The 25,326-nt window shown below is 36.6% G+C and carries 22 protein-coding genes and 1 pseudogene; 12 read left to right on the forward strand and 11 right to left on the reverse strand.

The features are described 5' to 3' along the window. Both FJR08_RS00780 and FJR08_RS00785 read right to left on the reverse strand, forming a co-directional pair. A pseudogene (locus tag FJR08_RS00780) lies at positions 1–719 on the reverse strand (prenyltransferase); the annotation flags it as partial. A 166-nt stretch (positions 720–885) separates the two neighbouring features. Next, positions 886–2,217, reverse strand: a complete 1,332-nt coding sequence (locus FJR08_RS00785; protein ID WP_168631839.1) for a P-loop NTPase fold protein — start codon at positions 2,215–2,217, stop codon at positions 886–888. Between the two features lie 139 nt (positions 2,218–2,356). On the opposite strand from FJR08_RS00785, the gene FJR08_RS00790 reads away from it, so the two are divergent. Then, positions 2,357–3,157 (forward strand): DUF4058 family protein, encoded by an 801-nt coding sequence (locus FJR08_RS00790; RefSeq protein WP_168631840.1) that lies wholly within the window; start codon positions 2,357–2,359, stop codon positions 3,155–3,157. Positions 3,158–3,243: 86 nt separating this feature from the next. Here FJR08_RS00790 and FJR08_RS00795 read toward each other — a convergent pair whose 3' ends face one another. After that, positions 3,244–5,787 carry a DNA topoisomerase (ATP-hydrolyzing) subunit A gene (locus FJR08_RS00795; RefSeq protein WP_168631841.1) on the reverse strand — a complete coding sequence of 848 codons (2,544 nt, stop codon included), beginning with the start codon at positions 5,785–5,787 and terminating at the stop codon, positions 3,244–3,246. A 215-nt stretch (positions 5,788–6,002) separates the two neighbouring features. Here FJR08_RS00795 and FJR08_RS00800 point away from each other — a divergent pair, with 215 nt between their 5' ends. Then, positions 6,003–6,401, forward strand: coding sequence for a response regulator (locus FJR08_RS00800; protein ID WP_148759759.1), 399 nt, complete (start codon positions 6,003–6,005; stop codon positions 6,399–6,401). Between the two features lie 98 nt (positions 6,402–6,499). On the opposite strand, the gene FJR08_RS00805 is transcribed toward FJR08_RS00800, so the two are convergent. The 4 genes from FJR08_RS00805 to FJR08_RS00820 all read right to left on the reverse strand — a co-directional run bounded on the left by FJR08_RS00805 (position 6,500) and on the right by FJR08_RS00820 (position 10,670). Further along, positions 6,500–7,360 carry a tetratricopeptide repeat protein gene (locus tag FJR08_RS00805; protein ID WP_168631842.1) on the reverse strand — a complete coding sequence of 287 codons (861 nt, stop codon included), beginning with the start codon at positions 7,358–7,360 and terminating at the stop codon, positions 6,500–6,502. Between the two features lie 127 nt (positions 7,361–7,487). Then, complete coding sequence (locus FJR08_RS00810) at positions 7,488–8,987, reverse strand: cell wall metabolism sensor histidine kinase WalK (protein WP_168631859.1); 1,500 nt, start codon at positions 8,985–8,987, stop codon at positions 7,488–7,490. Positions 8,988–9,054: 67 nt separating this feature from the next. Then, entirely contained in the window at positions 9,055–9,294 is a 240-nt protein-coding gene (locus tag FJR08_RS00815) for a hypothetical protein (protein WP_168631843.1), read from the reverse strand. A 572-nt stretch (positions 9,295–9,866) separates the two neighbouring features. Next, entirely contained in the window at positions 9,867–10,670 is an 804-nt protein-coding gene (locus tag FJR08_RS00820) for a hypothetical protein (RefSeq protein ID WP_148759748.1), read from the reverse strand. A gap of 366 nt (positions 10,671–11,036) precedes the next feature. On the opposite strand from FJR08_RS00820, the gene ppk1 reads away from it, so the two are divergent. After that, positions 11,037–13,202 (forward strand): polyphosphate kinase 1, encoded by a 2,166-nt coding sequence (ppk1, locus tag FJR08_RS00825; protein WP_168631844.1) that lies wholly within the window; start codon positions 11,037–11,039, stop codon positions 13,200–13,202. Between the two features lie 458 nt (positions 13,203–13,660). After that, positions 13,661–14,095: a response regulator transcription factor gene (locus FJR08_RS00830; RefSeq protein ID WP_015078036.1), complete on the forward strand. Its 435-nt coding sequence runs from the start codon at positions 13,661–13,663 to the stop codon at positions 14,093–14,095. Between the two features lie 146 nt (positions 14,096–14,241). On the opposite strand, the gene FJR08_RS00835 is transcribed toward FJR08_RS00830, so the two are convergent. Further along, the gene (locus FJR08_RS00835; RefSeq protein WP_015078035.1) at positions 14,242–14,424 is read right to left on the reverse strand and encodes a hypothetical protein; all 183 of its coding nucleotides are present in this window, start codon (positions 14,422–14,424) and stop codon (positions 14,242–14,244) included. Between the two features lie 136 nt (positions 14,425–14,560). Here FJR08_RS00835 and FJR08_RS00840 point away from each other — a divergent pair, with 136 nt between their 5' ends. The 6 genes from FJR08_RS00840 to FJR08_RS00865 all read left to right on the forward strand — a co-directional run bounded on the left by FJR08_RS00840 (position 14,561) and on the right by FJR08_RS00865 (position 19,520). Further along, the gene (locus FJR08_RS00840; protein WP_168631845.1) at positions 14,561–15,109 is read left to right on the forward strand and encodes a DUF2854 domain-containing protein; all 549 of its coding nucleotides are present in this window, start codon (positions 14,561–14,563) and stop codon (positions 15,107–15,109) included. A 302-nt stretch (positions 15,110–15,411) separates the two neighbouring features. Further along, positions 15,412–15,582, forward strand: coding sequence for a hypothetical protein (locus tag FJR08_RS00845; protein ID WP_254435656.1), 171 nt, complete (start codon positions 15,412–15,414; stop codon positions 15,580–15,582). 128 nt (positions 15,583–15,710) lie between these two features. Continuing rightward, positions 15,711–16,814, forward strand: a complete 1,104-nt coding sequence (locus FJR08_RS00850) for a restriction endonuclease (RefSeq protein ID WP_168631846.1) — start codon at positions 15,711–15,713, stop codon at positions 16,812–16,814. Between the two features lie 42 nt (positions 16,815–16,856). Next, on the forward strand, positions 16,857–18,683 hold the full coding sequence (locus FJR08_RS00855) for a hypothetical protein (protein WP_168631847.1): 1,827 nt from the start codon (positions 16,857–16,859) through the stop codon (positions 18,681–18,683). Between the two features lie 352 nt (positions 18,684–19,035). Beyond that, positions 19,036–19,245: a hypothetical protein gene (locus FJR08_RS00860; protein WP_168631848.1), complete on the forward strand. Its 210-nt coding sequence runs from the start codon at positions 19,036–19,038 to the stop codon at positions 19,243–19,245. Beyond that, entirely contained in the window at positions 19,245–19,520 is a 276-nt protein-coding gene (locus FJR08_RS00865; RefSeq protein ID WP_168631849.1) for a PIN domain-containing protein, read from the forward strand. Before FJR08_RS00860 ends, FJR08_RS00865 begins: the two co-directional genes overlap by 1 nt. A gap of 162 nt (positions 19,521–19,682) precedes the next feature. Here FJR08_RS00865 and surE read toward each other — a convergent pair whose 3' ends face one another. After that, a complete protein-coding gene (gene surE, locus FJR08_RS00870; RefSeq protein WP_168631850.1) occupies positions 19,683–20,480 on the reverse strand; it encodes a 5'/3'-nucleotidase SurE in 798 nt (265 codons plus the stop codon). 213 nt (positions 20,481–20,693) lie between these two features. Between surE and pheS the strand changes: the two genes are divergently transcribed. Then, complete coding sequence (pheS, locus tag FJR08_RS00875; protein ID WP_015078029.1) at positions 20,694–21,686, forward strand: phenylalanine--tRNA ligase subunit alpha; 993 nt, start codon at positions 20,694–20,696, stop codon at positions 21,684–21,686. A 31-nt stretch (positions 21,687–21,717) separates the two neighbouring features. Here pheS and FJR08_RS00880 read toward each other — a convergent pair whose 3' ends face one another. Beyond that, a complete protein-coding gene (locus FJR08_RS00880) occupies positions 21,718–22,281 on the reverse strand; it encodes a Uma2 family endonuclease (protein ID WP_015078028.1) in 564 nt (187 codons plus the stop codon). 207 nt (positions 22,282–22,488) lie between these two features. Next, a complete protein-coding gene (locus FJR08_RS00885; RefSeq protein ID WP_168631861.1) occupies positions 22,489–24,282 on the reverse strand; it encodes a WD40 repeat domain-containing protein in 1,794 nt (597 codons plus the stop codon). Between the two features lie 783 nt (positions 24,283–25,065). Between FJR08_RS00885 and FJR08_RS00890 the strand changes: the two genes are divergently transcribed. Next, on the forward strand, positions 25,066–25,326 hold a 261-nt coding region (locus FJR08_RS00890; RefSeq protein ID WP_168631851.1), incomplete at its 3' end, for a PIG-L deacetylase family protein.

Below are 25,326 nucleotides of genomic sequence, written 5' to 3' on the forward strand. Positions count from 1 at the left end.
TCTTTTCTAACTCCTTGCAAATTACCTAATCCAAAAAATAATTTAGCTTTTTGTTCATCATCTATTTCATGTTCAATAATATCTATAATTTCTAGAATTTTCTTATTTGCTTCTTCATCCGTTAATTTTACATATTCCTCATAATTTCTTTCCTGAATAATCCTTGTAGCTTCTTGTTCTAGAGTTTTTGAATCTAAAGGAAAATCAAATAAACCAGAACGCCAATCAAAGAAATCGGGGGCGCGGTGAATAAAATATTTAATTGCAAACTGCGGTAATAAAAATATAAAACAAATATTAAAACTATCTCTAAACCGTTCTCGTTGTTGGTTGATATTAATTAAAAATGGTGGTACACTTTCCCAACTATAATGATGAGTTTGTCGACTATTCCAACCTACTGTTTTGGCTTCTTCGTATTTATAGAATGAAGACTCTAAGCCTGTAATAAATAATATATTGATATTGTTTTTGTTAGGTAATTTATCAACTATTGCATATAAATTCGTCACATCTTTATCTAATTTGATAACTTCTATATTTTTATCATGAATATCTGCTTTCACTTGACTAATTAATTGTTCACCTCCGGCCGGAGAACAACGCACAAATAATATACTAAAGCCGTCTGTAAACTGAAGTGTACGAATAAAGGCTTGATATTCTTCATCTTTTTCTATTGGTAAATCTTGATCCCAATCAGTGAGTTTAAGAGGCATAATTTTAGAGGATTTTTTAATAAAATTGTTATTAATATTACGACTTTAAAAACCTAACCCCTAACCCCTTCCCTACAAGGGAAGGGGAACAAAAATAGAAAATTCACAGCATCTAAACTTTTTCCTGTCCCCTCTCTTGTTAGGAGAGGGTTAGGGAGAGGTCTAACTATCCAGGATATAATTGATTATAGGCATCCTGAAATGTTTTTATTCCTTTAATTAGAGGATGAATATCATACCAAACGTTACTTCCTCCCTCTGATTCGAGATAGCGATATTCTAAAATACAACGATTAAATAATAAACCCCGATGTAACTGATCATTAACTATTTCTTTGGAATAATGAACATTTGCCAGATCTTTCCATTCATTCGCATAAATGGTATCTTTATATGTCTTTCGCAATTCGCTAATTGAACGCTGCAAGGCTTTGTCAGTAATAGGTAAAGACGTTGTATATTTGAGTGCTTCCTTCATTAATAATAATAAATTCCGCGCATGACCGCCACTCATTAAACATAACATTTCTAAAGATGATCTGCTTTCAAATAAATCAACAATAGATTTATTAGGATCTACTTTCTTTAGTCGTTTTTGGAGAATTTCAATAACTTTATCAAGTCCTGGTGAAAAAGGCTCATTTTCAGGAGTTTTTACCATAATCATCGGTAAAACTTGGGGAAGTCCATAAATCTCTGTTAATGATGCTGCGCGGTCAGAATAAAGTAAAGAAATTGGGATAGTATAAACTAAATGACAATCTAAATTTTTGAGTTGTTCATTACGGTCTATAAAAATTTCGTCATGATTGCTGCGGTTATCTGTTTTAGTTACAGGGACAATTCTATCTAGGTTATCAGCAATTAATACTAATTCGTGATATCCTGAAGGGAGATTTTTTTTAGCATCTCGAATAAATTCATTTAATGCCGTAGTTAAAGTGGTAGTATGGGGATTAATTAAATCACGAATTTTTCGGCGTTCACTGGGTTCACTTCGGATTTTAGTGGTAATTTTGGCAAATTGTGAAACCTGTGCTTCAATTGATAATTCATCTATAGAAATCTTTGTTTGTAATAAATCTTTTAGATCTTCACATCGTTCTTTTAACCAATTCAATACAGCTTGAGAATCTGTTCTATCTTTAAATGCTGTTAAAATATTGCGAGTGCAAGCTAAAAGAATATCTGTATATTGAACATCCTCTGGATCAATATCTGCTTCATCTGCCGCAAAGTAGACGACAAAAAAACCCTTTTCATCTAAATCTTTTTGTAGTCTTAGTAATTCTGTAGATTTACCTGCACCACGATGACCTGCATACAGTTGACAGGTTTTTCTGTCAGAATATAATATCTCTCTCCCTACCGCTTCCAATATATCCCCATCTCCCCGTACATCGGTACAATCCACATAAGCAGGATCTCCAGCAGGTAAAGGTCGGAATGGGTCAAAAGCGTTATATAGTCGTTTTAAAAAGGCAAAATCTGATGTCATAGTCGTAAATTTCAGCATCTAGGGTTATATTAACGCAAAAACACTGAGATTTATATTTTTATTTGAATACTTACCAGCATCCAGAGCAAAACCTGCATAAATGCTATACTAAACGAGTAACTCTTAGAGTGATAAATTTATGAGTTCACCATTTCCAGGGATGAATCCCTACTTAGAAAATCCTGATTTATGGTCAGAAGTACATCATAGATTAATTACAGCGATCGCTATTGCTATCTCTCCTACTTTGCGTCCTCAATATCGAGTAGCTATTGAAAAACGTACCTATAGACTTGATACTGAAGACTCTTTATTAATTGGTATTCCTGATGTAGCAATTTTATCAGTTAAACAAGCACAAAAACCAAATATTCATAAAACTGCAATAGCGACTTTACCCACAGAAACAGAAAATAAGGCGATTACTGTAACCTTACCATTACCTTTAGAAATTAAAGAAGGATATTTAGAAATTAGAGAAGTTTCTACAGGTAAGGTAGTAACTATAATTGAGATACTTTCTCCCACTAATAAAAAAACTAAAGAAGGTAGAAAATCCTATTTAGATAAACGGGAGAAAATATTGCAAAGTGATACTAACTTAGTAGAAATTGACTTAATTAGAACTGGGGAAAAAATGCCCATTGTCACCAGGATTTCTGATACAGATTATCGCATTTTAATTGTGAGATCCTATCGGTTTCCATCGGCTCAATTATTTGCATTTTCCGTCAAACAAACTATACCTAATTTTCCCATACCTCTACAAAAAGGAGAGGAGGAAATAGAGTTAAATTTACAGAATTTGTTCTTAGAAATATATGAACAAGCTGCATTTGATTTAACTTTAGATTATCATATTCCTCCTGTACCAGACTTGTTAGCGGAAGATCGAGAATGGATGGATATATTATTAAAAGAACAAGGAAGAAGAGAGTAAATAAAAATTATTACTGACATTGCCGTTAAAATGATTGATTTGGTCTTAAAAATCCCCGTATCTAGAGACCGGGGACTGTCAAAACCCTACTCTACCTCCACCACACTAATAATCCTCTCATCCCTGTTAAGTTGACAAATACTTTCACCCTTACTATCTTTGTTGAGATTAGGAACTGCATCTATTGATACGCGGATAACTCGCTCCTTATTTGTCAATAATGCGACCTCTGAACCTGGCTTTGCTGCTACCATAGCCGCTAAATTGTCCGTTTTATTATTAAATTTCACAAGTTGTACCCCTAAATCCCCCCGACTAGCCGCCCTTAACTGATTTGCAGCTATAATTTTGCCATATCCTTCTTCCGTCACCAGCAATAATTGGTTATATTTACTGACATTGACACAACCAACCATTTGCTGATTTTTCAAAAGGCGGAAAGCTTGTAAACCCATTGCAGCCCGACCCATAATCGGTAGTTGTTCATCATTGACCGGAAACCTTAATAGACGACCGCTAGAACTCGCCAAAATTAGATGTTCTCCGCTGCTGAGGAATTGGGTAAACGCTAATTCGTCATTATCTTTAAGCTTCAAAATTGTAATTCCTCGCCGTGAGAAATTCACAAATTCCGACAAAGATAGGCGTTTAATCCGTCCTTCCTTCGTTAACAGAACCATTTCCAACGTTTCGGGTTTTTCTGGCAACAAGAACCGAGTAATGATACCTTCCGTGTTACCTTGAGCGGTACTGGTAAGCATCGTAATCAATGGCGTTCCTCGCGCTGAACTTGTAGTGAGCGAAGTCGAACTACGTCCAGTAGTCAAAGGAATATCTCCCACCGTAATGGGATAGACTTTACCACCGCTAGTGAGGATTAACAGGTCTTTGTGAGTATTAGTTAATGCCGTTTGGATCAGGAAATCATGATCTAGCAAGCCGTTTTCCCCTTTTGTTTTTTTACTGTTAGGGGAAATCCGCCGCACATAACCCCGCTGAGTAACTTCGACAATAGTTTCCTCTAGCGGTGCTTCCGGTTTAGGAGTGGGAATTTTCGCTGGAGAATTATCTGCTGCGGCTACTGCTGCTGGTTTAGCCTTACCTTTCTCTTCGGAAACTGGTTTTTCTGTAGTGTGAATTATTTTCGTCCGTCGCGGATCATTGTACTTCCGTTTGAGAGTTCGCAAATCTTTTTTCAGAGCTTTGAGTAATTCCCGTCTGTCGTCCAGTAATGTCCGCAATATACTAATTTCCTGGTTAAGTTGGTCAAATTCCTGTTGTAAATTTTGCTGTTCTAACCCAGTGAGACGACGTAAGGGCATAGACAAAATGGCATCTGCTTGGACATCACTTAAATCTAGGCGATTACAAAGTGTCATTTTGGCGGTACTGCCATCGGGCGCTTGCCGTAATATAGCAATAACATCATCCAAATTTGCTAAAGCTTTCAGTAATCCTGCCAGGATATTTACCCGATTTTCCGCTTTTCCTAATTCGTAACTGTAGCGACGGTTGAGGGTATGTTCTCGGAACTTGAGAAATTCGTCTAATAGTTGTCGTAAGGTTAATTGGCGAGGTTGTCCATCAACTATAGCTAACAGAATCGCGCCAAAGTTAGTTTGTAAAGCAGTTTGGTGATATAAATGCTGGAGCAATTCCTGGGGATTTGTATCGCGTTTGAGTTCAATAACTACACGCATTCCGTCTCTGTCACTCTCATCTCGAATGTCAGAAATTCCTAGTAACCGACCTTGGTTGACTAAATCGGCGATTTTTTCAATCCAACCAGCCTTATTAACTTGAAAGGGCAGTTCAGTGACTATTAATGCTGTCCGGCGTTTAGTTCCCCTGGTGGCAGGAATTTCTTCCATTGTGACGATGCCGCGCATAATAATACTACCTTTACCAGTGGTATAGGCTTCTCTAATGCCGCCATGATCAACAATTTCCCCACCAGTAGGAAAGTCGGGACCAGGAATTAATTGAAATAATTTTTCATCGCTTAACTCTGGGTTGTCAATTAAGGCAATTAAGCCATCAACGATTTCTCCCAAATTGTGGGGGGGGACATTTGTAGCCATCCCTACGGCGATTCCTGCACAACCATTCAGTAACAAAAATGGTAATTGAGCCGGGAGTACGGTTGGTTCTTGTTGGGAATTGTCGAAATTACCAGTAAAATCCACGGTTTCGTCGGCAATTTCCGCCAACATTCCCTCATGTCCCACCGGTGCAAGACGGGTTTCCGTGTAACGCATGGCTGCCGGTGGATCATTATCAACGCTACCAAAATTACCATGTCCTCCCAGTAAGGGATAACGGCTGGAAAAGTCTTGGACTAGCCGAACTAAGGCATCATAAACTGATTGATCACCGTGAGGATGATATTTACCGAGAACGTCTCCCACTACACGAGCGCATTTTCGGTAAGGTCGATCTGGTGTTAAACCGAGTTCGTGCATGGCATATAGAATCCGCCTATGTACTGGTTTTAACCCATCTCGAACATCTGGTAAGGCTCGCCCCACAATCACACTCATGGCATATTCTAGGTATGACCGTTGCATTTCGGTGTGTAGGGCGGTGGTGATGACCTGTCCCTTGGAGAGAAGGTTTAACTGTTTTGCCATGAGGTTTTTCCCTGAATTTTGACTACACAACAGCCGTTAGAAGTTGACACGCTCCGCAATCACAGCATAACGGATTAAATAGAAATACTCACACAATCTTGATACTCATGAAGATAAAAAGCAGTAGTATTATCCTTGATGTGATCCAAGCTTATAGATTATTAAAAATACAATACAGATTGCTCAGGTGTTAACCCTATTTAGTATAAAGTCTCATGAAAACTGTTCTAATTGTGGAAGATGATTTAATTAATGCTCGCGTTTTTTCTAAAATTCTGAGTAAACGCGGGGGATTGGGGGTAAAACATACGGAAAATGTAGAAGAGGTCATGGAAATTGCCCAAGCTCGTGAAATTGACCTGATTTTAATGGATGTGTCCCTATCACGTAGTGTATACCAAGGTAAGTCTGTTGATGGGATCAAAATTACACAAATGTTAAAGTCTAACCGACAAACAGCCAACTTACCAGTGATTTTAGTGACCGCACACGCGATGGAAGGAGATCGGGAGAATTTTTTGAACCAAAGCGGTGCTGATGCTTATATTTCTAAGCCTGTGGTTGATCACCAACTGTTTATTGACCAAATTATGGCTCTTTTACCACCAGAATAGTCAGTTGTCCGTTGTCCGTTGTCCGTTGGCAAATTCTTTCCCCCTACTCCCCCTACTCCCTCTACTCCCCCTACTCCCTCTACTCCCCCTACTCCCTATTAGGGTGCTTCCTCCTGGGGCTGTGAGGCTGATTTAATTTGTGGTAATTCTAAGAATTTTTTGGTGTCTGTAAGTAAGCGATCGCCCCACAGGTTTTCTTTGAGAAAATCTAAGTCAGCATAACGGGAATCTATGCGGAGCGCGGATACTCCCATTTGTAAACTTTTTTGTTTATCGCCCTGATTATAGGAAGCTACGGCTAAAGCTAATAAAGGTTCTGCGGCTTTTTTATCAATGCTTACTGCTGTTTGCCATTGCTGGATCGCTCCGGTGACATCACCTTGTTCGTATTTGATTAAACCAATATTGTTAATTGCTGGCCAAAACTTTTTATCTTGGTTGACTGCTAAATTGAATTGAGCGATCGCATCTGGGAATTTCTGTAACATCAAGTAAGCATTGCCCAAATCAAACAACCCTCCAGAATAATTGGGTTTTAATTTCAAACCAGCTTGATAATTGGTAATAGCTCCTTGGTAATCTTTTTTTTGAAACTTAGCTGAACCCAACGCAAACTGCACTTCAGGATTTTTAGGATTGAGGGTTTGGGCTTTACTCAAGGAGGTAACAGCCTGATCAAATTCTTTATTTTGTAAATGCAAACTCCCCAGTAGCCACCATACTTTGTCATTCTGCGGGGCTAATTTCGTAGCCAACTGCGCTCTGAGCAAAGCTGGTTCAACCTGCTGAAACTGAGCTAATTGAGCCGCTTGCTGGGCTAAATTCAAGCCCTGTTTCTCTAATTGAGCATTATCAACTTGCACTGTATGCGGAATAAATGCTTGAGCATGAGCAGCTTTTGGCAAACTCCATACACTACAGGCAACTAAAAGAGAAATCAACCGAATATATTTTGGCACACTACCACCTACTAGTCCGAATATTGGAATCTTATCGCTAACGCCACGCTATCAGATAGATTGGTCAATTGTCATTGGTCAGTTGTCAGTTGTCAGTTGTCAGTTGTCAGTTGTCAGTTGTCAGTTGTCAATGAGTAATTTTATTCTTCCTTCTTCCTTCTTCCTTCTTCCTTCTTCCTTCTTCTTCTTCCTCCTCCTGACTCCTGACTCCTGACTCCTGACTCCTCTTCTCAAAAATGGGTAGAATCACAGTGAAAGTAGTACCTTCACCCAGATTGCTGGCTACTTGAATTTGTCCTTGATGATGCTCGATAATGGCTTGAGCGATCGCTAATCCTAATCCTGAACCAGTAGTTGTGGCTGTAGCCGTTTTCCCACCTTTATGACTTCGTGCCGGATCAACTCGATAAAAGCGGTCAAATAATTTTGGCAGCGCGTCCGCAGGAATACCAGAGCCAGTATCACTAACTTTTACTTGTAAATGAGAATTAGTGTAACGCATTCCTGTAACTCGATTTATCCCCTCTATTCTTGCTAACTCTACTTTTATTACTCCCTGGGGTGGAGTATATTGCAAGGCATTACCAATCAAATTTGTAAATAATCTGACTAATTGCTCCCAATTTCCCGTGAGAGTAAACCAGTTTTCTAATAATTCGGGATTAACTTCCGTCAACGGAGAATCAACTAAGTTCAAACCCAGATTAATTTGTTTTTCTCTAGCTACAAATTGTTGTTCTTCTACAACTTCCATTAACAAAGCATCAAGAGGACAAGATGAAAATAAATCTGTATTAATCCCACTATCTTGTCTAGCCAAAAATAGCAAATCATTAACTAACTTTCCCAATCGTTGAGTAAGTCGTTCTACTACTTTTAATTGTTGTTTATATTGAACTGTATTTTTTTCTTCTTCCCGTGCATCCAAATCAGCCAAAGCAATTTGCACATTAGTTTGAATCAAAGCAATCGGACTTCTTAATTCATGGGAAGCATCAGCAGTAAATTGTTTTAAGCGTTGGTAAGATTCTCCAACTGGTTCCATAGCTTTGCCAGATAAAAACCAACCACTAGCGGCTACTGACAAGATCATTAGAGTGATACCTAAAGCCAAATCAAAAATTAATTCTCTGCTAGGTTTCGTTACCTCAAACCAAGGATGACTTACTCGTAAATAGCCTAAAACCTGTCTTCCTTTTTCTATCCTTTTTGTAACTTGTCTAAATAACTGTGCAGATTCTCCCCATCCTCCCATTCCCTCTATTCGTACAGTTTCACCTGTATGATGAGTATGAATAGGAATATCTAATATTTGTGAAAAAGTTGACCATAATAATTCACCATTAGGACTAAACCACTCTAAATCAATCCGATCATCTTCGGCATTTTCAGCATTATTAGGAAAACTAGCTTCTACATTTACTCGCACTTGATTTGGTTGAAAGTTTATCGGTTCAATTACCAAAGAGCGCTCGACAACTTCCACGACATGATACAATGTATCGTCAATTCTTTCAATTAATGTACTGCGAACATACAAATATACTCCACTGGCAAATAATAATAGTAAAATCGCAGTTATAGTAGTGTACCAAATCGCTAACCGCCGACGAGTAGCTTGAAACAGATAAATAGACATAAAATTAATAAGCTTTCAAAATCGAGATCCCCGACTTCTTTAAAAATTCAGGGATCTATGTTCTGGGAATTACCCATTTAATACCATAACTCTGCTTGACGAGAAGAGCGACAGTCCCATCACACAGCCTATGTTCATAAACGAATCCATCAACTGAGGTATCTCCGTAAACGAAAATGATCTCCCGCAGTTGTGGTGATTTAGCTTCAGTGATGGATTCTTGTCCCCAAAGAACGTCATCCTCTGGAAGATAGTCGTCTTTGCAAAAATCACACAGCAGCCAAGATGAGTCCACAACGGGTGCTATATTACTAAGAGGTTGTTTGAAAAGTATTAGATGAAACCGATAATCTCCAGAAACCTAACCCCCCTTCCCCCCTTCCCTACAAGGGAATGGGGGTTTCAAAGCCTCTCCCCGCGTCGGGGAGAGGTTTGGAGAGGGGTTTATTTATACATTAAAAACTTTTCAAACATCCTCTAAAGCTAGTTTGTGCCAGCGCAAAATCTTCCGTGCGAATAAAATAAGCTGAATATGATTTCATAATTCCCATCTTTGCTTGATCTGATCGAATAAATTACCCAGTTTCTATTGAAACACTTAAGTAGGAAGATTTTATCTGAAAAAATAATTACAGCAGTGGCAATTCGCTATAGGAAAAATGAGGTTAACTATTAATTAGTATTATTTTTCTACACAAGTGTAAGCTGTTACGCAGCTAAACTTAATATTTTGCAGCCTAGAGTCCTGACAATAAGGCTTTTGGGCAAAAAAAGTAAATGTGTAACAGCCTATTAACATTTTTTCAGTTAAACAAAATAAGAGGCATTAGATTTTATTCACACATCCTATAATATCAGCTATCATGCTTACTCATACAGTAGTTCTGCTCGAGTAAAAAATAGTTCTCGGTTGGTATTTCCCTTACCCTGTGAGATTGAATATTTAATTATGAGACTTGTCGCCTTAGTTGCATCAAAAGGCAATGAAACAATTTGATCTTTGGAACCGTATATTATCTTACCAGACCAAACTTTTTTTGGTTTTTCGGTATTATTAGTTGTGAAAATAATTACCTCATAGATCAAATTATCTCCTTGTTTAGCTAGATCTTTCAATCCAAATTGAAGAAAAATTCCTTTTTGATTTCCACTTAAAGAAAAAACTACTTTCTGCTCCTGATTCTCTCCACGTAATTTAAAAATAGAATCATATATTCTATCGGAAATTGCAATCTTACCATCAGAAAATACAATATTATTAAGATAATCTGGTAAAACAGTTTCTTTCGTGAACTGATTAGCCCCTTTGAAACTACCTAATTCTACAGGCTTTACTTCCGCAAGACCAGGATCTGACAAATTTGGTTGAGATGAATTTTTGTATCTTTCATCTCCCTGTTGAATAATAATTTGAACGTTAGACTCTTGCCTATTTTCTTGCCTATTTTCTTGTTGCCCGTATACAGTTTTGTTTCCTCCAGTATTGTCTCCTTGAGTGCTTTTGTCTCCTCTAACGATATCTCCTCCAGCGGTTTCCTGCGTCTTTCCAGCAATATTAGTCCCGTTGAACAATGAATCAATCTTACCTTTAGCAAGTATGCCGAAAACAAAAACTACTAGAAGAGCAATACTTGACAAAATCCACTTCCGGTCTATTTTCTGGCCTGTCATACCCTGAATACCCTTAGTTACTGTATAATTAAAGCAGATTTCTGAGTAATTTGGCTTCCAGTTTATCATAACGTTGAAAAAATATCAAGAAATTGCTAGATATCGTCAATATCCAGGTGTTATACAAAATTGTGTAGCTTATCTACCTGATTTGGAGTGGTATTGGGATTGAAAATTTAAAATCCTATGATTATTCAAGCTTTTTGTAAAATACTTGTCTGAATAAAATATTTTTTTATACATAAAAATATCAAATCGCCAACTTAATCAGGTTTCTATACCAAGAATTGTTAAAATCTATGCCCCAGCCATTAAGATATTGATATTCATGCTCTATGGGCAATATCTGCCTTAATCTAGGTGATCATGGCAAAACCAAAAAAGAATTCTGATTCCATAAATCTGAGCGATCCACAATACTACATTAACCGTGAATTAAGTTGGCTAGAATTTAATCATCGGGTCTTACATGAGGCTTGTGATCCCAGAACTCCTCTGTTGGAAAGGCTGAAATTTTTGGCCATTTTTAGTTCCAATCTGGATGAGTTCTTTATGGTACGAGTAGCAGGTTTAAAGCAACAGGTAGAAGCCAGTATTAATTTATTAACGCCAGATGGACGCACACCAGCAAAACAGCTAGATGATATTCGTCTGCATTTGACTCCCCAACTCAAAAAACATAACGCAGAATTTGAGGAAGTTCTGCGACCACAGTTAGTAAAACAGGGAATCTATATTCTCGATTACATAGAACTGAATCAAAGACAGCGAAATTACTTAAATAACTATTTTGAAGAACAGGTTTTTCCGGTGCTAACTCCCCTCGCTGTTAATCCTGGTCATCCCTTTCCCCACATTTCTAATCTCAGTTTAAACCTGGCAGTGGTGGTCAAAAATCCCGATACTGAGGAGGAGTCCTTTGCCATAGTTAAAGTTCCGAAAGTCTTGCCACAATTTTTACCCTTACCACCAGAGTTGGGAATTCAGGAAGATGGTAAAACTGCTCATTGGATCGGAGTTCCCTTAGAACAAGCGATCGCTCATAACTTAGAATCCCTCTTTCCGGGGATGAGTATCCAAGAATATCACCCCTTCCGCATTACCCGTGATGCTGATCTGGAACTAGAAGAAGACGAAGCAGATGACCTGTTATTAGCTATTGAACAGGAACTTCGCAAACGCCGCATGGGTGGAAATACCGTCAGGTTAGAAATTCGCTCCCAAACCCCCCCATCAATTCGTTCCCGGCTCTTACCAGATTTGGGATTAACCGAAAGCGATATTTATGAAATTGATGGTCTTTTAGCACTGCGGGATTTAATGTATTTTCTGGCATTACCATTACCAGAACTTAAAGATCCCCCCCGTCAATCTGTTGTTCCTTCCCGCTTGCAACGGCTCAGAGAACCCTGTATTGATGCTGACGTTCCCGAACTAGAAGAAGGAAGAGACTTTTTTTCCATCATTCGTGAAAAAGATTTACTCGTCCACCATCCCTATCAATCCTTTTCTGGTACAGTAGTCCGCTTTATTACTAGCGCTGCCCATGATCCTCATGTTCTTGCCATTAAAATGACTCTTTACCGGACTTCTGGGGACTCACCCATCGTTAATGCTTTAATTGCTGCGGCAGAAAATGGCAAGCAAGTTTCTGTATTAGTCGAATTAAAAGCCCGGTTTGATGAAGAGAATAACATTTACTGGGCAAGGCGTTTAGAAAGTGTTGGTGTTCATGTTGTCTATGGTTTAGTTGGTTTAAAAACCCATAGCAAAATTGTTCTGGTAGTGCGCCGGGAAAAAGATAGAATGCGCCGTTATGTACACATTGGTACAGGGAATTACAACCCAAAAACTGCACGACTCTATACAGATTTAGGCTTATTTAGTTGTCGGGAAGAATTAGGTGCAGATTTAACAGATGTGTTTAATTTCTTAACAGGTTACTCTCGCCAAAAATCCTATCGAGAAATTATGGTAGCACCTGTGAATATGCGCGATCGCTTTCTGGAATTAATTAAGCGCGAAATTGAAAATGTCCACAATGGATTTTCTGGTCGCATCGTTGCTAAAATGAATGCCCTCGTTGATCCACAAATCATTGCTACACTATACGAAGCTTCTCGTGCAGGTGTACAAATTGACCTCATTATTCGCGGTATTTGTTGTTTGCGTCCCGGAGTGCCAAACCTGAGCGAAAATATTCGCGTCATCAGCATTATTGGTCGCTTTTTGGAACACTCCCGCATATTTTACTTCTACAACAATAGTCAAGAAGAAATATATATTGGTAGTGCGGACTGGATGCGTCGCAATTTAGATCGTCGAGTGGAAGTCATTACCCCCATTAAAGACCAAGATATTGCTAAGGACTTGCAAGAGATTTTAGGAATTATGTTGGCAGATAATCGTCATGCTTGGGAATTACAACCTGATGGTAGTTATATTCAAAGATGTCCTTGTGATAACTGTCCAGAAGCTAATTCTCAAAAAACTATTATGTCTATGACATTACGATCTGTAGGCATAAATTAAACTCTCATTAGTTGCAGCAAAAGTGAATAATAACCTCTGCCAATATCACCGACTTCTTTGATCAATTTTCTCATGAAAATAATTAATCAGAGAAGTCGGTGATCTCAACCATAGCTTAATTGACGTACCCTGCTGTAAATTCTTATTCAGTCAATAGATATATATATTTTAAATAGTCTTCAGACTTATACAACTATCAGACTAAATGTATATTGTTGAGGACATTAGACTTGATATTCGGTGATGAATAACATATTTTGGAGATGATGCACTATGATAATATGCCAGTTTCATAAGTGCTGAATCTGTCGCCCCCAGTATTATGCAAAAAAAACAGTTTTTTATGGAAAATTTGCATAAGAATTAACTTTTAGTGGCTAAAATTCATCCATAAGATAGAGTGAAGTATTTCACTTGTACTCATAAACTATAAGAATTCATATTTATTCTTTTCTGGAATGTTAATGTTGTCCCGTGAGTCTTCTAATTTGCGCGTTCTCATAGTTGATGATCATGAACTCACTCGTTTAAGCCTACAATTAGTTTTTTCTGTTCAAGAAAATATCCAGGTTGTTGGTTTAGCTAGTAATGGTCAAGAAGCTATAGAAATAGTTCAATGCTATCAACCTGATGTGATCATTCTCGATTTACAAATGCCAATTATGGATGGTTGGTCAGCATCTCATTACATTAAAGCTATATCTCCAAATACTCAAATTTTGGCTTATTCCTCTGTAGATGAAGTATCTTTTGGAAAAAACAAAACTAGGCATAACTTTGATAAAGTTTGCAAAAAAGATATTCCGACAAAGGAACTCATTGCCTTAGTCAGAGAGTTAGGGAACAGACATAGGTATTCTTCATTTCCAGAAGAAATATTGAACTCTGCCTAATCATAAATTTATGTAGGTTGGGTTGACCCTGGGAAACCCAACATTATTAATAATTAAAAAAGTACAAATTAGATCAGGCAAAAGGCAATTGACAATTATCAATTACCTTTTCTCCTGTCTAAATTTTAGATAACTAACAACTTAGGTTAATTATTTCCTGCTTGGGGAATAGTCCGTTTAAATTCATCAATTAAATCATCTAATTCTTCCAAAGCTTGATTGACATCAACCCTTAAAGTTCCCAAATTGGGTTGTTCTAATAAACTCAGCAACCGCTCACGTTTACCTTGAACAGTGCTAATTCGGTCTTTAACTGTCTGAATATCCATTTTTTTGCGTCCAGTTTTGAAACACTTCAAATCTAAAGTTAACGCAAAAAGGAAAAATCTCCATATCCCTTTCCCAATCTGCCACCAATCAGCGATGATAATAAAAGATGAAAATAAATTATACTAAGCTTAAATTATGCTCGGCGGAATTTCTTTGGGAACACTTGGTTTAACAGTAGGTAGTATACTCACCATCACAGGTTTTGTTGCCTACTTCATGGATAACGCTACCCTCAATCTAGTAGGATTTTTCTATGGTTTTCCGCTATTACTGGGAGGTTTAGCCCTAAAAGCTAATGAACTTAAACCCATCCCCTTCAGCCAAACTAGCACACCATCAATCCTCGAACTCAGAAAGCAACAGGCAACTGTCACACAAACTAAAATCCGCAAGGACATCACCCGCTTCTGTTATGGGCAAAAATCCCATCTAGATTTAGCCTTGGCTTATCTAGGTTTAAGTCCCACAGACGAAGTCAGACCAGTCGTCACCGGTTTGCGAGAAACCGAAATCAACGGCGCTTATACCCTAATCCTAGAATTCGATTCACCACTTATCACCTTTGATACCTGGCAACAAAAGCATGAAAAAATGACCAAGTATTTTGGTCCAGGTGTAGAAGTCAACATTAAACAGCCCAGAGAGGACTACATTGAACTGTCTTTGATGAAAACTTTAATCTAAAACCTCTATCCCGCAAGGAACTCAAGTTCCTTGCTAATAGCGCAAGTCATCTAAAGATGACTAAACACTTAAAAAAGTTCCTAGTCCGTTTAAACGGACTTCAGCTATTAGACAGGGAATTTATTCCCTGGCGGATGTCTGGTGGGTGTAAAAGCCAACTAGAATTAAATTTCTCGGAGATGTCTAATTGGGAAAGTGTCAAGATCCCCAAGATCCCCGACTTCTCAAAGAAGTCAGGGATCTGAAAATTAACAGGTAGCTAGACACAAATAGAAGACTGGAAGCAAGAAGGACAAGTTTATTTGATAACTTCTCTTCTGGAAGGGCGTTTTGGTAGTTTGGATGCTGAGTTATTTGGTTTGGTGGAAAAGATTGCTAATATTCCTATTTATGAACGCACTCAGTTACTTCTTTCTTTGGGTAATTTATCCCGTGAGGAATTGTTGCAAAGATTGCAGAATGAGGCAGTTTAGGATATATTGTTTAATGTGTTTTTTTATATAGTCCTCAGATTAGAAATCTGGGGCTATACAGACAAAGCCTACCTGCGTAGGCTATTTTTATGGTATAAATTAGTTAGTGAAATATTCGAGGTTAGCAAATGTCACCAATTCAGAAGATTCTTTTTGGAAGTCCAGGAACAGGAAAAAGCTATAAAATTCGTGAAATTGCTACAGATGAAAAGTTACTAAGTATCAAGTTGAATGAACAAACCAACTCTTTAGAAAATACGATTAAAACTGTATTTCATCCAGAATATACTTATTCGGATTTTGTCGGAAAGCTGTTACCACAAACTACAGGTCTTGGTTCAGTAATATATAAATTCTATCCAGGATATTTTTTACAAGCATTAGGTTTAGCCTACAGACAAATAATTGATGGTACTAATGAAAATGTTCTTTTAGTCATAGATGAATTAAATAGAGGTAATGCTGCGGCAATATTTGGATCAATTTTTCAATTATTAGATAGAGAAGATGATTATTGGTCAACTTATGAAGTTAATTTATCTGAACTTGAGATAGTAGGACTTTTTCAATCTATGGGATATAAAGCTAATATTACTCATGAAAATATACAGGTAAATGGTAATGAATTTAAGAGTTTTTATGAGATGACTCATAACAATCTAAGCAAGAATAACAATAAGGATGGTTTGCGTATTTTAGAAAGACTAAAAAGTAATAGTATTACTATCCCCTACAATTTATCCATTATTGCCACAATCAATACATCCGATGAATCAATCTATTATCTTGATAGTGCATTCAAACGTCGTTGGGATTGGGAATATGTAGATGTACCTAATAGTAAATCTTATGAAGATATACCGAAGAAAGTCCAAGATATTTCAGTATTGGTAGGTGTAAAAAAATATAAATGGCATGATTTAGTAATTAAACTAAATGAATTTATAAAATCTAAGAATGGTTATATCAGAAGAATAGAAGATAAACAGATTGGTTGGTGGTTTTTGAAAGCTAAAAATAACATAATTGAAGAATCAGTAATTAAAAATAAGCTGATGTTTTATCTTTGGGATAGCGTTTTTGCAAAAGATAAAAAACCTTTAGAAGAATTATTAGGTAAAAAGTTGATTACTTATGCTGATTTTGCTAATTTATCTATTGAATTTATAAATAAAATAAATCCAGAAGAATTTAAGGAAAATAAGGAAAATACAAATGCTGACAATTTTTAATTAATAATTTTCTATAAATCTAGACATAGTTGAGAAATAAGAATGATTAATTTTGGAGAATTAGAAATCAAAGTTAATACTAAATATTCTTTTGTAGGAATACAAAAAGAAGGTTCAAAACTTATCTTTCATATCCCCAAAGGATTTTCTGAAGATGATATTAACACTTTTGATGCAAAATGTGATTTATTCTTCCGTCTTTATCGAGTGCTAAACGTCTTTAAACAAATCTGTATTGATAAAGGACATTTTCAAACAGGAGTTGTTACCAAAGCGGATGATCGTGATGGAGTTGTTGAAGATGATACTGGTTCAGAAATTACATCTGATAACGATAGCAAGAACATTTTTTATTCTAAAATTGATGCTTTGGGAAGCATATTAGATGCTTATGATGAATTAAAAATACTTGCACTTGTTAGCAAATTAGGGAAATCAGAAAGAATAGACTACAGTAAATTACACCGTTATTTAAACAAAGCTGTTTTTCTAAATAACAATGCAATTTATATTGATGTTATGAATTTACCCCGAAAGGAGATACATTTTGATACAACTGATATAGTTGCTATGTATTGTTATATTTTGACGGAAATTAAGGAACAATTAAAACAAGAAGTTAATCCTGAAATCAACTCTTTAGCAGAAAGGTTTAAAGAAAAATATTTAGGTTATGAATATAGTTTATTTAATGAAAAATATTATCTGCAAGTTATTAATGAATTAAAAGATGCTTTAGAATTAATTGATCATTATACTCCGATTAAAGATAGTGATTATTGGGATTTTCATGAAGCTATTTATAAATTTTTGTTTGGAGAATTAGAAACTTCCATTCAAGGTAAAGTTTGGGGATTTAGTAATTTTCATACTATCTGGGAATCAATGTGTTTAAGCTATTTAGTTAAAACGGTAGATCCTGCTTTTATTCTTTATCTGGATAAACAATTTATATCTGATAAAATTTTAAATGAATGGAATAATTGTAATAAAATTATTGATATTTCAGGAATATTTAGAGTTAATGGTACTGATATATTTCCTGATGCAGTTATTGTTACAAACTTGATGAAACAGAATAAAATTCTGATATCATATCAACTTGCAGAAGGAGGACATTGGGATAAAGTAAAAAATCAAAATATTTATTATTATACTCAATTTTCGTATAAAGCTTACGCGTCGTATCATGAAACAAGTATAAAAATTGCCTATTTACAGCAACCCGGAGGATATCACACTTTTAATGAATTAAAAAAAATATTTCCAACTAATAATAGTTATATAACAATTACGTCACTACCAAATAAATTTTATTCTTATTGGGAGACTGATTACTGGAAAATACCTAACGAATTAATTCATAAAGAAATACAAATGATGTGTAACTTAAATCATATTTTTGTGGTGGCTATAAATAATAGATTTTTAGACTTTAAAGATTTTTATAAAAAATATCTTGAACCTTATGAAATTTTTACAACTTCATTATTACGAGATTCTGGTGGAAAGGAAAACATAGAAAAGTTATTTCAAAAATTCATTCAATTTATTTGGAGACAATTTAATATTATTGATATCAAATACTATGATTATGACTATTTTAGCAGTCATAAAAATATAGAAAAAATTAAAAAAGACAGTATTAGAAAACAATTCGTTTATGAATATGTACTACAAAAACATCTTGAAAAAAACAACCACCCATTAAAAGAACTAAATATAAAAAGTGAATTTTGGCTTCCCGCTTATTCTTCAACTCAAGAAACATTTACACCACTACCAAAATATATGGACGATTATATTAAATTAATAGGTGTAAATATTCTGACGGTAATTGACAGCTATTTAGAGACAGAAGAAAAGTAACTTAAAATACTATATTGTTGAGATAGTGAGATTTTGGAGGGGTGCGATCGCTTGAAGTAAGATTTTGGGAGTGCGATCGCTTTCAGATAAAATAAAATAAAGGTAAATATAGCCTAACATAACCTCTATGTCCTTACAAGAACTGAAAGAACAAGCCTTTCAACTACCTGAGAGCGACAGGGGAAACGCATCTAAATTTTATTGACAAAATACCATTTTTGTGTATAAACGAAAGAATCGGTATTTATCGTTTGATGGATTTTTTCAGAGTCATCGTGATGGTTTAAATTATTGTCAATAAGTAGACGTTAATGCAAATTTTTGGGTCATTATTGAGATTAAATAGTCCTTATTGATAAGATGCGTTTCCCCTGCTGAGAGCGATCGCTTAGAACTCATCCGCGCAATCATCGAATCATTGCAAAATCAACCCAGTCAAAAATCTGAACGGACTCGCATAATTAAACAAATGAAAGGTTTATTAAAAACCAATCAACCAGCACCAACCGATGAACAGGTAAATGCAATGTTAGAACAACATCGAGTAGAGAAGTATCTTTAGTGAAAATTCTCATTGATACCAATATTATTTTAGATTACTTATTAGAACGAGAACCGTTTTTAGAAGATGCAGAAATGCTATTTCAAGCAATTGATTCTGGGCAAATAATTGGATATGTGACTGCAACAACACTAACTGACATTTTCTACATTGCTCGCAAACAAACTCAAAGTATTGAACTAGCTAGACAAGCGATTTCAACGACATTAACTATTATGGATAGGCTGTCCGATTTGCACGTTGTGAAAGGTCAAATTGGACTGCATAATCTGTAAAATCCTGTACCAGCATCAAAAATTAGCCGAGTACCGCCTACTTGCATGGATACACAAGTCCTATTCTATATAGTTTACTACATTTATTTAATTAATAGCTAGTAAAGATTCAGTAACTTTACTGAAAATAACCTTTTCTAGTTTTGTCAAAGTTGCCTAAATCTACGGAAGTTTAAATTCCCATGTAGATAGCTGATTAAGTCCATGCCCATAAGTCAAATTATATTGCAATGGAGTAATACTGATATATTTTTTTTGAATGGCATGAACATCAAGGGGAATGTGGGTTGGTAAGTTTAATTCTATAGGTGGTTCTACATCTTCGATTACCTCTCCAGTTAACCAGTAGTAAGTTTTACCTCTAGGATCAGTTCGCTTGTCAAAAACATCCACATAACGTCGTACTCCTTGTCTAGTGAAAGTAACTCCAGCTATTTCTTCCCAAGATAAGGGGGGGACGTTGACATTGAGTAACATCAATTCTGGCAGTGGTTGGGCGGCAATTTTAGCAACCAGGATTTCGGCAAATTTAGCTGCTGGTTGAAAATCTTTATGGGTATGACTGGTTAAACTAAAAGCAATACTAGGAATACCTTCAATAACTCCTTCCATTGCTGCGGAAACAGTCCCAGAGTAGAGGATTTCTGTCCCTAAATTTGCACCTTGGTTAATTCCAGATAGCACTAAGTCGGGTGGAGAATCCAATAAAGCCCATAGTGCCAATTTTACACAATCTGAAGGCGTACCATCACAAGCCCAAGCTTTAATATCAGGATGAAACACAGATTCCACTATTTCCGCGCGAATGGGTTGCAGTAAGGTTAATCCATGCCCTGTTGCGGATCTCTCTCGATCTGGACAAACTACTGTCACTTCATGACCCGCTGCTGCTAAGGTGTTGGCTAGGGTACGAATACCCAAAGCAGAAATTCCATCATCGTTGCTAATTAATAATTTCATTTGTCAGTTGTCAGTTGTTAGTTGTCAGTTGTCAGTTGTCAGTAGGAAAAATCCTCTCCCCTACATCCCCTACATCCCCTACATCCCCTACATCCCCTACATCCCCTACATCCCCTACATCCCCTACATCCCCTGCCTCTTGTCTGTTCCCTGCTTCCCTGTTCCCCGTTCCCTACTATAGACTAATGACTAATCACCAATGACTAATAACTAATGACTAGCAATTTAGAAGACCAACTTTTAGCATTACGACAAGAAGGAGAAACAGCGATCGCTGCTGCTGATAGCCTAGAACGCCTAGAAGAACTCAGAGTTAACTATTTGGGCAAAAAAGGGCAATTGGGGCTGCTGTTACGAAGTATGGGGCAAATGAGCGCGGAAGAACGTCCTCAGATTGGGGCGATCGCTAACACTGTCAAAGAAGCCATTCAAAACAGCCTTGACCAGCAACGCACAACCCTGGAATCTGCTCAAATTCTGGTACAACTAGAGGCGGAAACAATAGATGTCACCATGCCGGGTATTTACCGTCCCCAAGGTCGGATTCATCCCCTCAATGGCATTATTGACCAAACCCTAGATATCTTTGTTGGCATGGGTTACACCGTTGCCCAAGGATCAGAAATGGAAACAGATTACTACAATTTTGAAGCTCTTAACACCCCCCCAGATCATCCAGCCCGTGATATGCAGGATACCTTCTATTTACCAGATGGTAATTTATTGCGGACTCATACTTCTTCAGTGCAAATTCGCTACATGGAAAAGGAAGAACCACCTATTCGAGTTGTTGCCCCAGGTCGAGTATATCGCAGAGATGATGTAGATGCGACCCACTCAGCGGTTTTCCATCAAATTGAACTTTTAGCAATAGATGAAGGACTAACTTTTACAGACCTCAAAGGAACTGTGAAAATATTTTTACAATCAATATTTGGCGATTTACCAATTCGGTTTCGTGCCAGTTATTTTCCTTTCACCGAACCTTCAGCCGAAGTAGATTTACAGTGGAAAGGACGTTGGTTAGAAGTTATGGGTTGCGGTATGGTTGACCCCAATGTTTTAAAATCTGTGGGTTATGATCCAGAAGTTTATAGCGGGTTTGCTGCCGGTTTTGGTGTAGAACGGTTTGCAATGGTATTACATCAAATTGATGATATTCGCCGTTTATATAATAGCGATTTACGCTTTTTACAACAATTTTAATGCAGGGGTGGGGTTTCCCCGCCCTTAATAATCATGAACCAAAACTCAACCAACCAAAAATTTCTTTAACTGTTAATTCTAAATTGATATTTTCCAAAATTGGTAATTTATCATCACCTTCATATATTTCTATTTTTTGTCCAGGAAATACAGCTAATACACTTTCTTCCTCTGGATTTAATAACCAACCTAATTCAGTTCCGTGACGGGAACAATGCAATAATTTCGTTAATACTTTTTTCTGTGGTTGTTCAGGAGAAAGAATTTCTATTACCCAATCAGGATGAATTTCAAACCGATTAGCAATTCTCCCAGATTCAGTTTTGGGGATTCTTTCCCACCGGAACACCGCAATATCAGGCACAATGGTACTACCACCAAAGGTACAACGTAGTTCTGGGAAGGCATAAGCAATCTTTGGCGTTTCCGCTACTTGATTAATATTGGTACAAAATTTAATCTGTAGACGACTGTGTTCACCTTGTGGCATAGGTTTTTGTAGGATTTCCCCGTTAATAAATTCTGATGCTGGTTTAGTTTCTGGTAACTTGAGAAAATTTTCTAGTGTAATCTGGCGTTCAGTGGCTATAGTCATAATTGGTAACTAGAAAGCATAATTATATTATCAACGATAATGTTGAAAATTAGTTTTCGGGAAATATAGCAATCCTATTTGATTTGTGATAGCGTAGCGTGCCGTAGGTATACATTGCTAAAGTCAGATCCCCGACTTCTTAAAGAAGTCGGGGATCTTGTTGGTGATTGGGGGACTTTAACTTGTAGAGACAATCGCAGTTTTGATCTAACTCCGCTGCCAAATTTTAATGGTTTTATCCAAACTTCCACTAACTAACATTTCTCCAGAAGCAGTAAAGGATAAAGCTGTAACTGTGTTAGCATGACCTGTAAATGTCCCTAATAATTCCCCAGATTGTAAATGCCACAATTTGATAGTTTTATCAGCACTACCACTGGCAATAATTTGTTCGTCAGGACTTAAAGCAACTGTATTCACACTATCTCGATGTCCTTTGAGAGTGTGAACTAATTCCCCAGTGGCTAAATTCCAAACTCGAATAGTTTGATCTTGACTACCACTGACTAAAAATTTAGCATCAGCACTTATGGCTAGGGAACTAACAATATGAGAATGACCCATCAGGGTGTATATTGGTTGTATATCTGGCAATTTTTTCTGATTGAGTGTTGAGGATGTTTCCCAAACTTTGATTTTGCGATAACTACCTGTAATTAAAATTTTCCCATCTTGACTTAATACCATTGAATGGGCTGCTGTATCATCTAAGGATAGAGTATTTTCAACTTGGCGATCGCGCAAATTCCAAAATAAAATCTTCCGATCATGGCCACCAGTCGCTAACATCTTACCATCAGGAGTAAACGCCACACAACGGACATCTCCATGATGTTTATGGAGAATATCAATTAGATCCAACGCCCCAGTATGCCAAATTTTAACGGTGGAATCTGCACCTACACTCACTAATGTTTGTCCGTCGGTGCTAAAAGCCAGAGAATTAACTTCATTAACATGATCAGAAATCACCCAAGGATATTCTGATAATGTCTCGATTAATTCACCTTTTGATAAATCCCATAATTTTGTTTCTCCCCTGCTACCACTAGCTAACATCGGAATTGTTTTGACATTTTTAGATCCGGCATCTTGCACTACTAATGTTTTGATAGCATAGGCTAAACAGTTAATACCTTTGGTATGTCCTTTCAGTGTTTGCCAGCATTCCCAATCACCAATAATCTTCTTTTGGGGATGATCTGATGGTAAGGTTTGAATGGTTTCTACCATCATTTTCTCATCAGTTATTGGCACATCATCTGGCTTACCACCCAGAGATTGTAAATACCAATTTAATCCTCCCGCATATAATAGACTACTGGGAGTTAGATAAGTTTTGGCGTTGGAAAAATCTAGTTGATTTGTGGGTAAAAAACCAGTAATTACAGTTTGTTTGTGGTATCCTAATTTGTTATTTCCAGGATAAAACAAACACAAGAAAATTAATACTTGGTGGTTACTGATATCTTCTTGACTAACAGACCAACGAATTTTATCTTTTTTAATACCGTTAAAACTTTCTCCATCTGCTACGTGAATTTGAATACTCACTTTTGGGTTATTAGCTAACAAATAAGTAAACTTACTTTCACTACGTAAATTTCCCTCATCATCCAAAACCATATTGTCTAAAGTGTCTTGTGGCACTTTTCTCACCAATTTTCCTAAGCGTTCTGTAATCATCCAATCAACAATTTGTTCACGGACAAGATAATCTTCTGCTTGACGTTGAAAATAAGTAGGAAAGGGAATGATCCAATCAGGATATTCAGGATATTCTGGTGGTATCGGTGGGGGATTTTTGGCGAGAATTTCAGCTTGCTGACGGGAACATTCGAGAATTTTTGTGAATGAATCCCCCGCAAATGCCATTACCTCACTGTGATAACCTTTAACTCGACTTTCTAAAAGAGAAAGATCCGCCGTTTTCGGTTTTTTCACCCGGTTTAAGAAGTCAGTTTGTTGCGCTTTTAGTAAACTAATCCAATTCATCTGCATGATAGTGGCACACCATTGCATACCCAAGATAACTTATACTAATGGAATAATTACTCAATTTATAACTTCAGCCAAAATTCAGTAATCATCACAGTCTAATAGAATACAAAAACTAGCTGAATTTAATGGTAAACATCAACCCCTACGGTGATTAAGCACTGCTTAATTTTATATAGTAGGTTATAGAGATTTCGATGATTTCCCTAAATTCTAACTAACCTAACTAACAATTTACTGTTTCTCTAGAAACACTTCTGAGTAGAAAAATAGTAAGCATTCACTCGTCAGTCGTCAGCTAATACAGCTTTCCGTAAAACACGGGTAATTAAAAGAATGCAGAATTTAGAATTTAGAATTTAGAATTTAGAATTACGTTTTGCAACGGGGATTTTACCCCGACGCAAAACCCGCTGCTTGTAGAAGCAGGGGACTTTAACCCCCAAAGGTAAGTTAAAACTTCCTCTTCTTGGCTATTCCTGCTTTTAGCTGACTCCTGAATACTACTGAAAGATTTTTTACACCCTATCCGATTTTCAAACATCCTCTTATTGATATATTCAGCATAACTTTATTAAAACAATAAATAATATAATCTAGGACTTGACTATCATAAAAATAGTTGTGTTGTTTTGATTTGTGAGAAGCATCAATATGTGTCATCTACAAAACTTTAAGTTTATCTGGAATCAAGACTATCATAAAAATAGTTGTTCTAATTTATGGGAAGCATCAATATTTGTTATCTAGAAAACTTTAATTTTGTCTTGAATCAATTTTAAAATTATGAATCATAAAAAAACACTCACCTCATTAGAAAAAATAATTCCTAATCAATTGCTAAATCAGATACAATATATTCATTGTAGTCTAGTTTCCTGGTGGATTTTGCATTGGGGAAGTCAGCCTTTAAATTTTTCTGAAAAATCAGCAATGGTTTTTTCTCCTCATCAAGATGATGAAACCTTTGGTTGTGGAGGCATGATTGCCCGCAAAAGAGAACAGGGAATACAAGTAGGGATAACTTTTTTAACTGACGGTAGAGGC

This window comes from Dolichospermum sp. UHCC 0260, assembly GCF_009711985.1.
In the GTDB taxonomy this organism is placed as follows: Bacteria; Cyanobacteriota; Cyanobacteriia; order Cyanobacteriales; family Nostocaceae; genus Dolichospermum; species Dolichospermum lemmermannii.

Excerpts from the sequence above, each read along its gene's own strand:
- FJR08_RS00785 (WP_168631839.1), bottom strand. The coding sequence starts at position 2,217 with ATGACATCAGATTTTGCCTTTTTAAAACGACTATATAACGCTTTTGAC.
- FJR08_RS00835 (WP_015078035.1), bottom strand. The coding sequence starts at position 14,424 with ATGGATATTCAGACAGTTAAAGACCGAATTAGCACTGTTCAAGGTAAA.
- ppk1 (WP_168631844.1), top strand. The coding sequence starts at position 11,037 with ATGGCAAAACCAAAAAAGAATTCTGATTCCATAAATCTGAGCGATCCA.
- FJR08_RS00855 (WP_168631847.1), top strand. The coding sequence starts at position 16,857 with ATGATTAATTTTGGAGAATTAGAAATCAAAGTTAATACTAAATATTCT.
- pheS (WP_015078029.1), top strand. The coding sequence starts at position 20,694 with ATGACTAGCAATTTAGAAGACCAACTTTTAGCATTACGACAAGAAGGA.
- FJR08_RS00840 (WP_168631845.1), top strand. The coding sequence starts at position 14,561 with ATGCTCGGCGGAATTTCTTTGGGAACACTTGGTTTAACAGTAGGTAGT.
- FJR08_RS00820 (WP_148759748.1), bottom strand. The coding sequence starts at position 10,670 with ATGACAGGCCAGAAAATAGACCGGAAGTGGATTTTGTCAAGTATTGCT.
- FJR08_RS00850 (WP_168631846.1), top strand. The coding sequence starts at position 15,711 with ATGTCACCAATTCAGAAGATTCTTTTTGGAAGTCCAGGAACAGGAAAA.
- FJR08_RS00880 (WP_015078028.1), bottom strand. The coding sequence starts at position 22,281 with ATGACTATAGCCACTGAACGCCAGATTACACTAGAAAATTTTCTCAAG.
- FJR08_RS00795 (WP_168631841.1), bottom strand. The coding sequence starts at position 5,787 with ATGGCAAAACAGTTAAACCTTCTCTCCAAGGGACAGGTCATCACCACC.
- surE (WP_168631850.1), bottom strand. The coding sequence starts at position 20,480 with ATGAAATTATTAATTAGCAACGATGATGGAATTTCTGCTTTGGGTATT.
- FJR08_RS00790 (WP_168631840.1), top strand. The coding sequence starts at position 2,357 with ATGAGTTCACCATTTCCAGGGATGAATCCCTACTTAGAAAATCCTGAT.
- FJR08_RS00885 (WP_168631861.1), bottom strand. The coding sequence starts at position 24,282 with ATGCAGATGAATTGGATTAGTTTACTAAAAGCGCAACAAACTGACTTC.
- FJR08_RS00830 (WP_015078036.1), top strand. The coding sequence starts at position 13,661 with ATGTTAATGTTGTCCCGTGAGTCTTCTAATTTGCGCGTTCTCATAGTT.
- FJR08_RS00800 (WP_148759759.1), top strand. The coding sequence starts at position 6,003 with ATGAAAACTGTTCTAATTGTGGAAGATGATTTAATTAATGCTCGCGTT.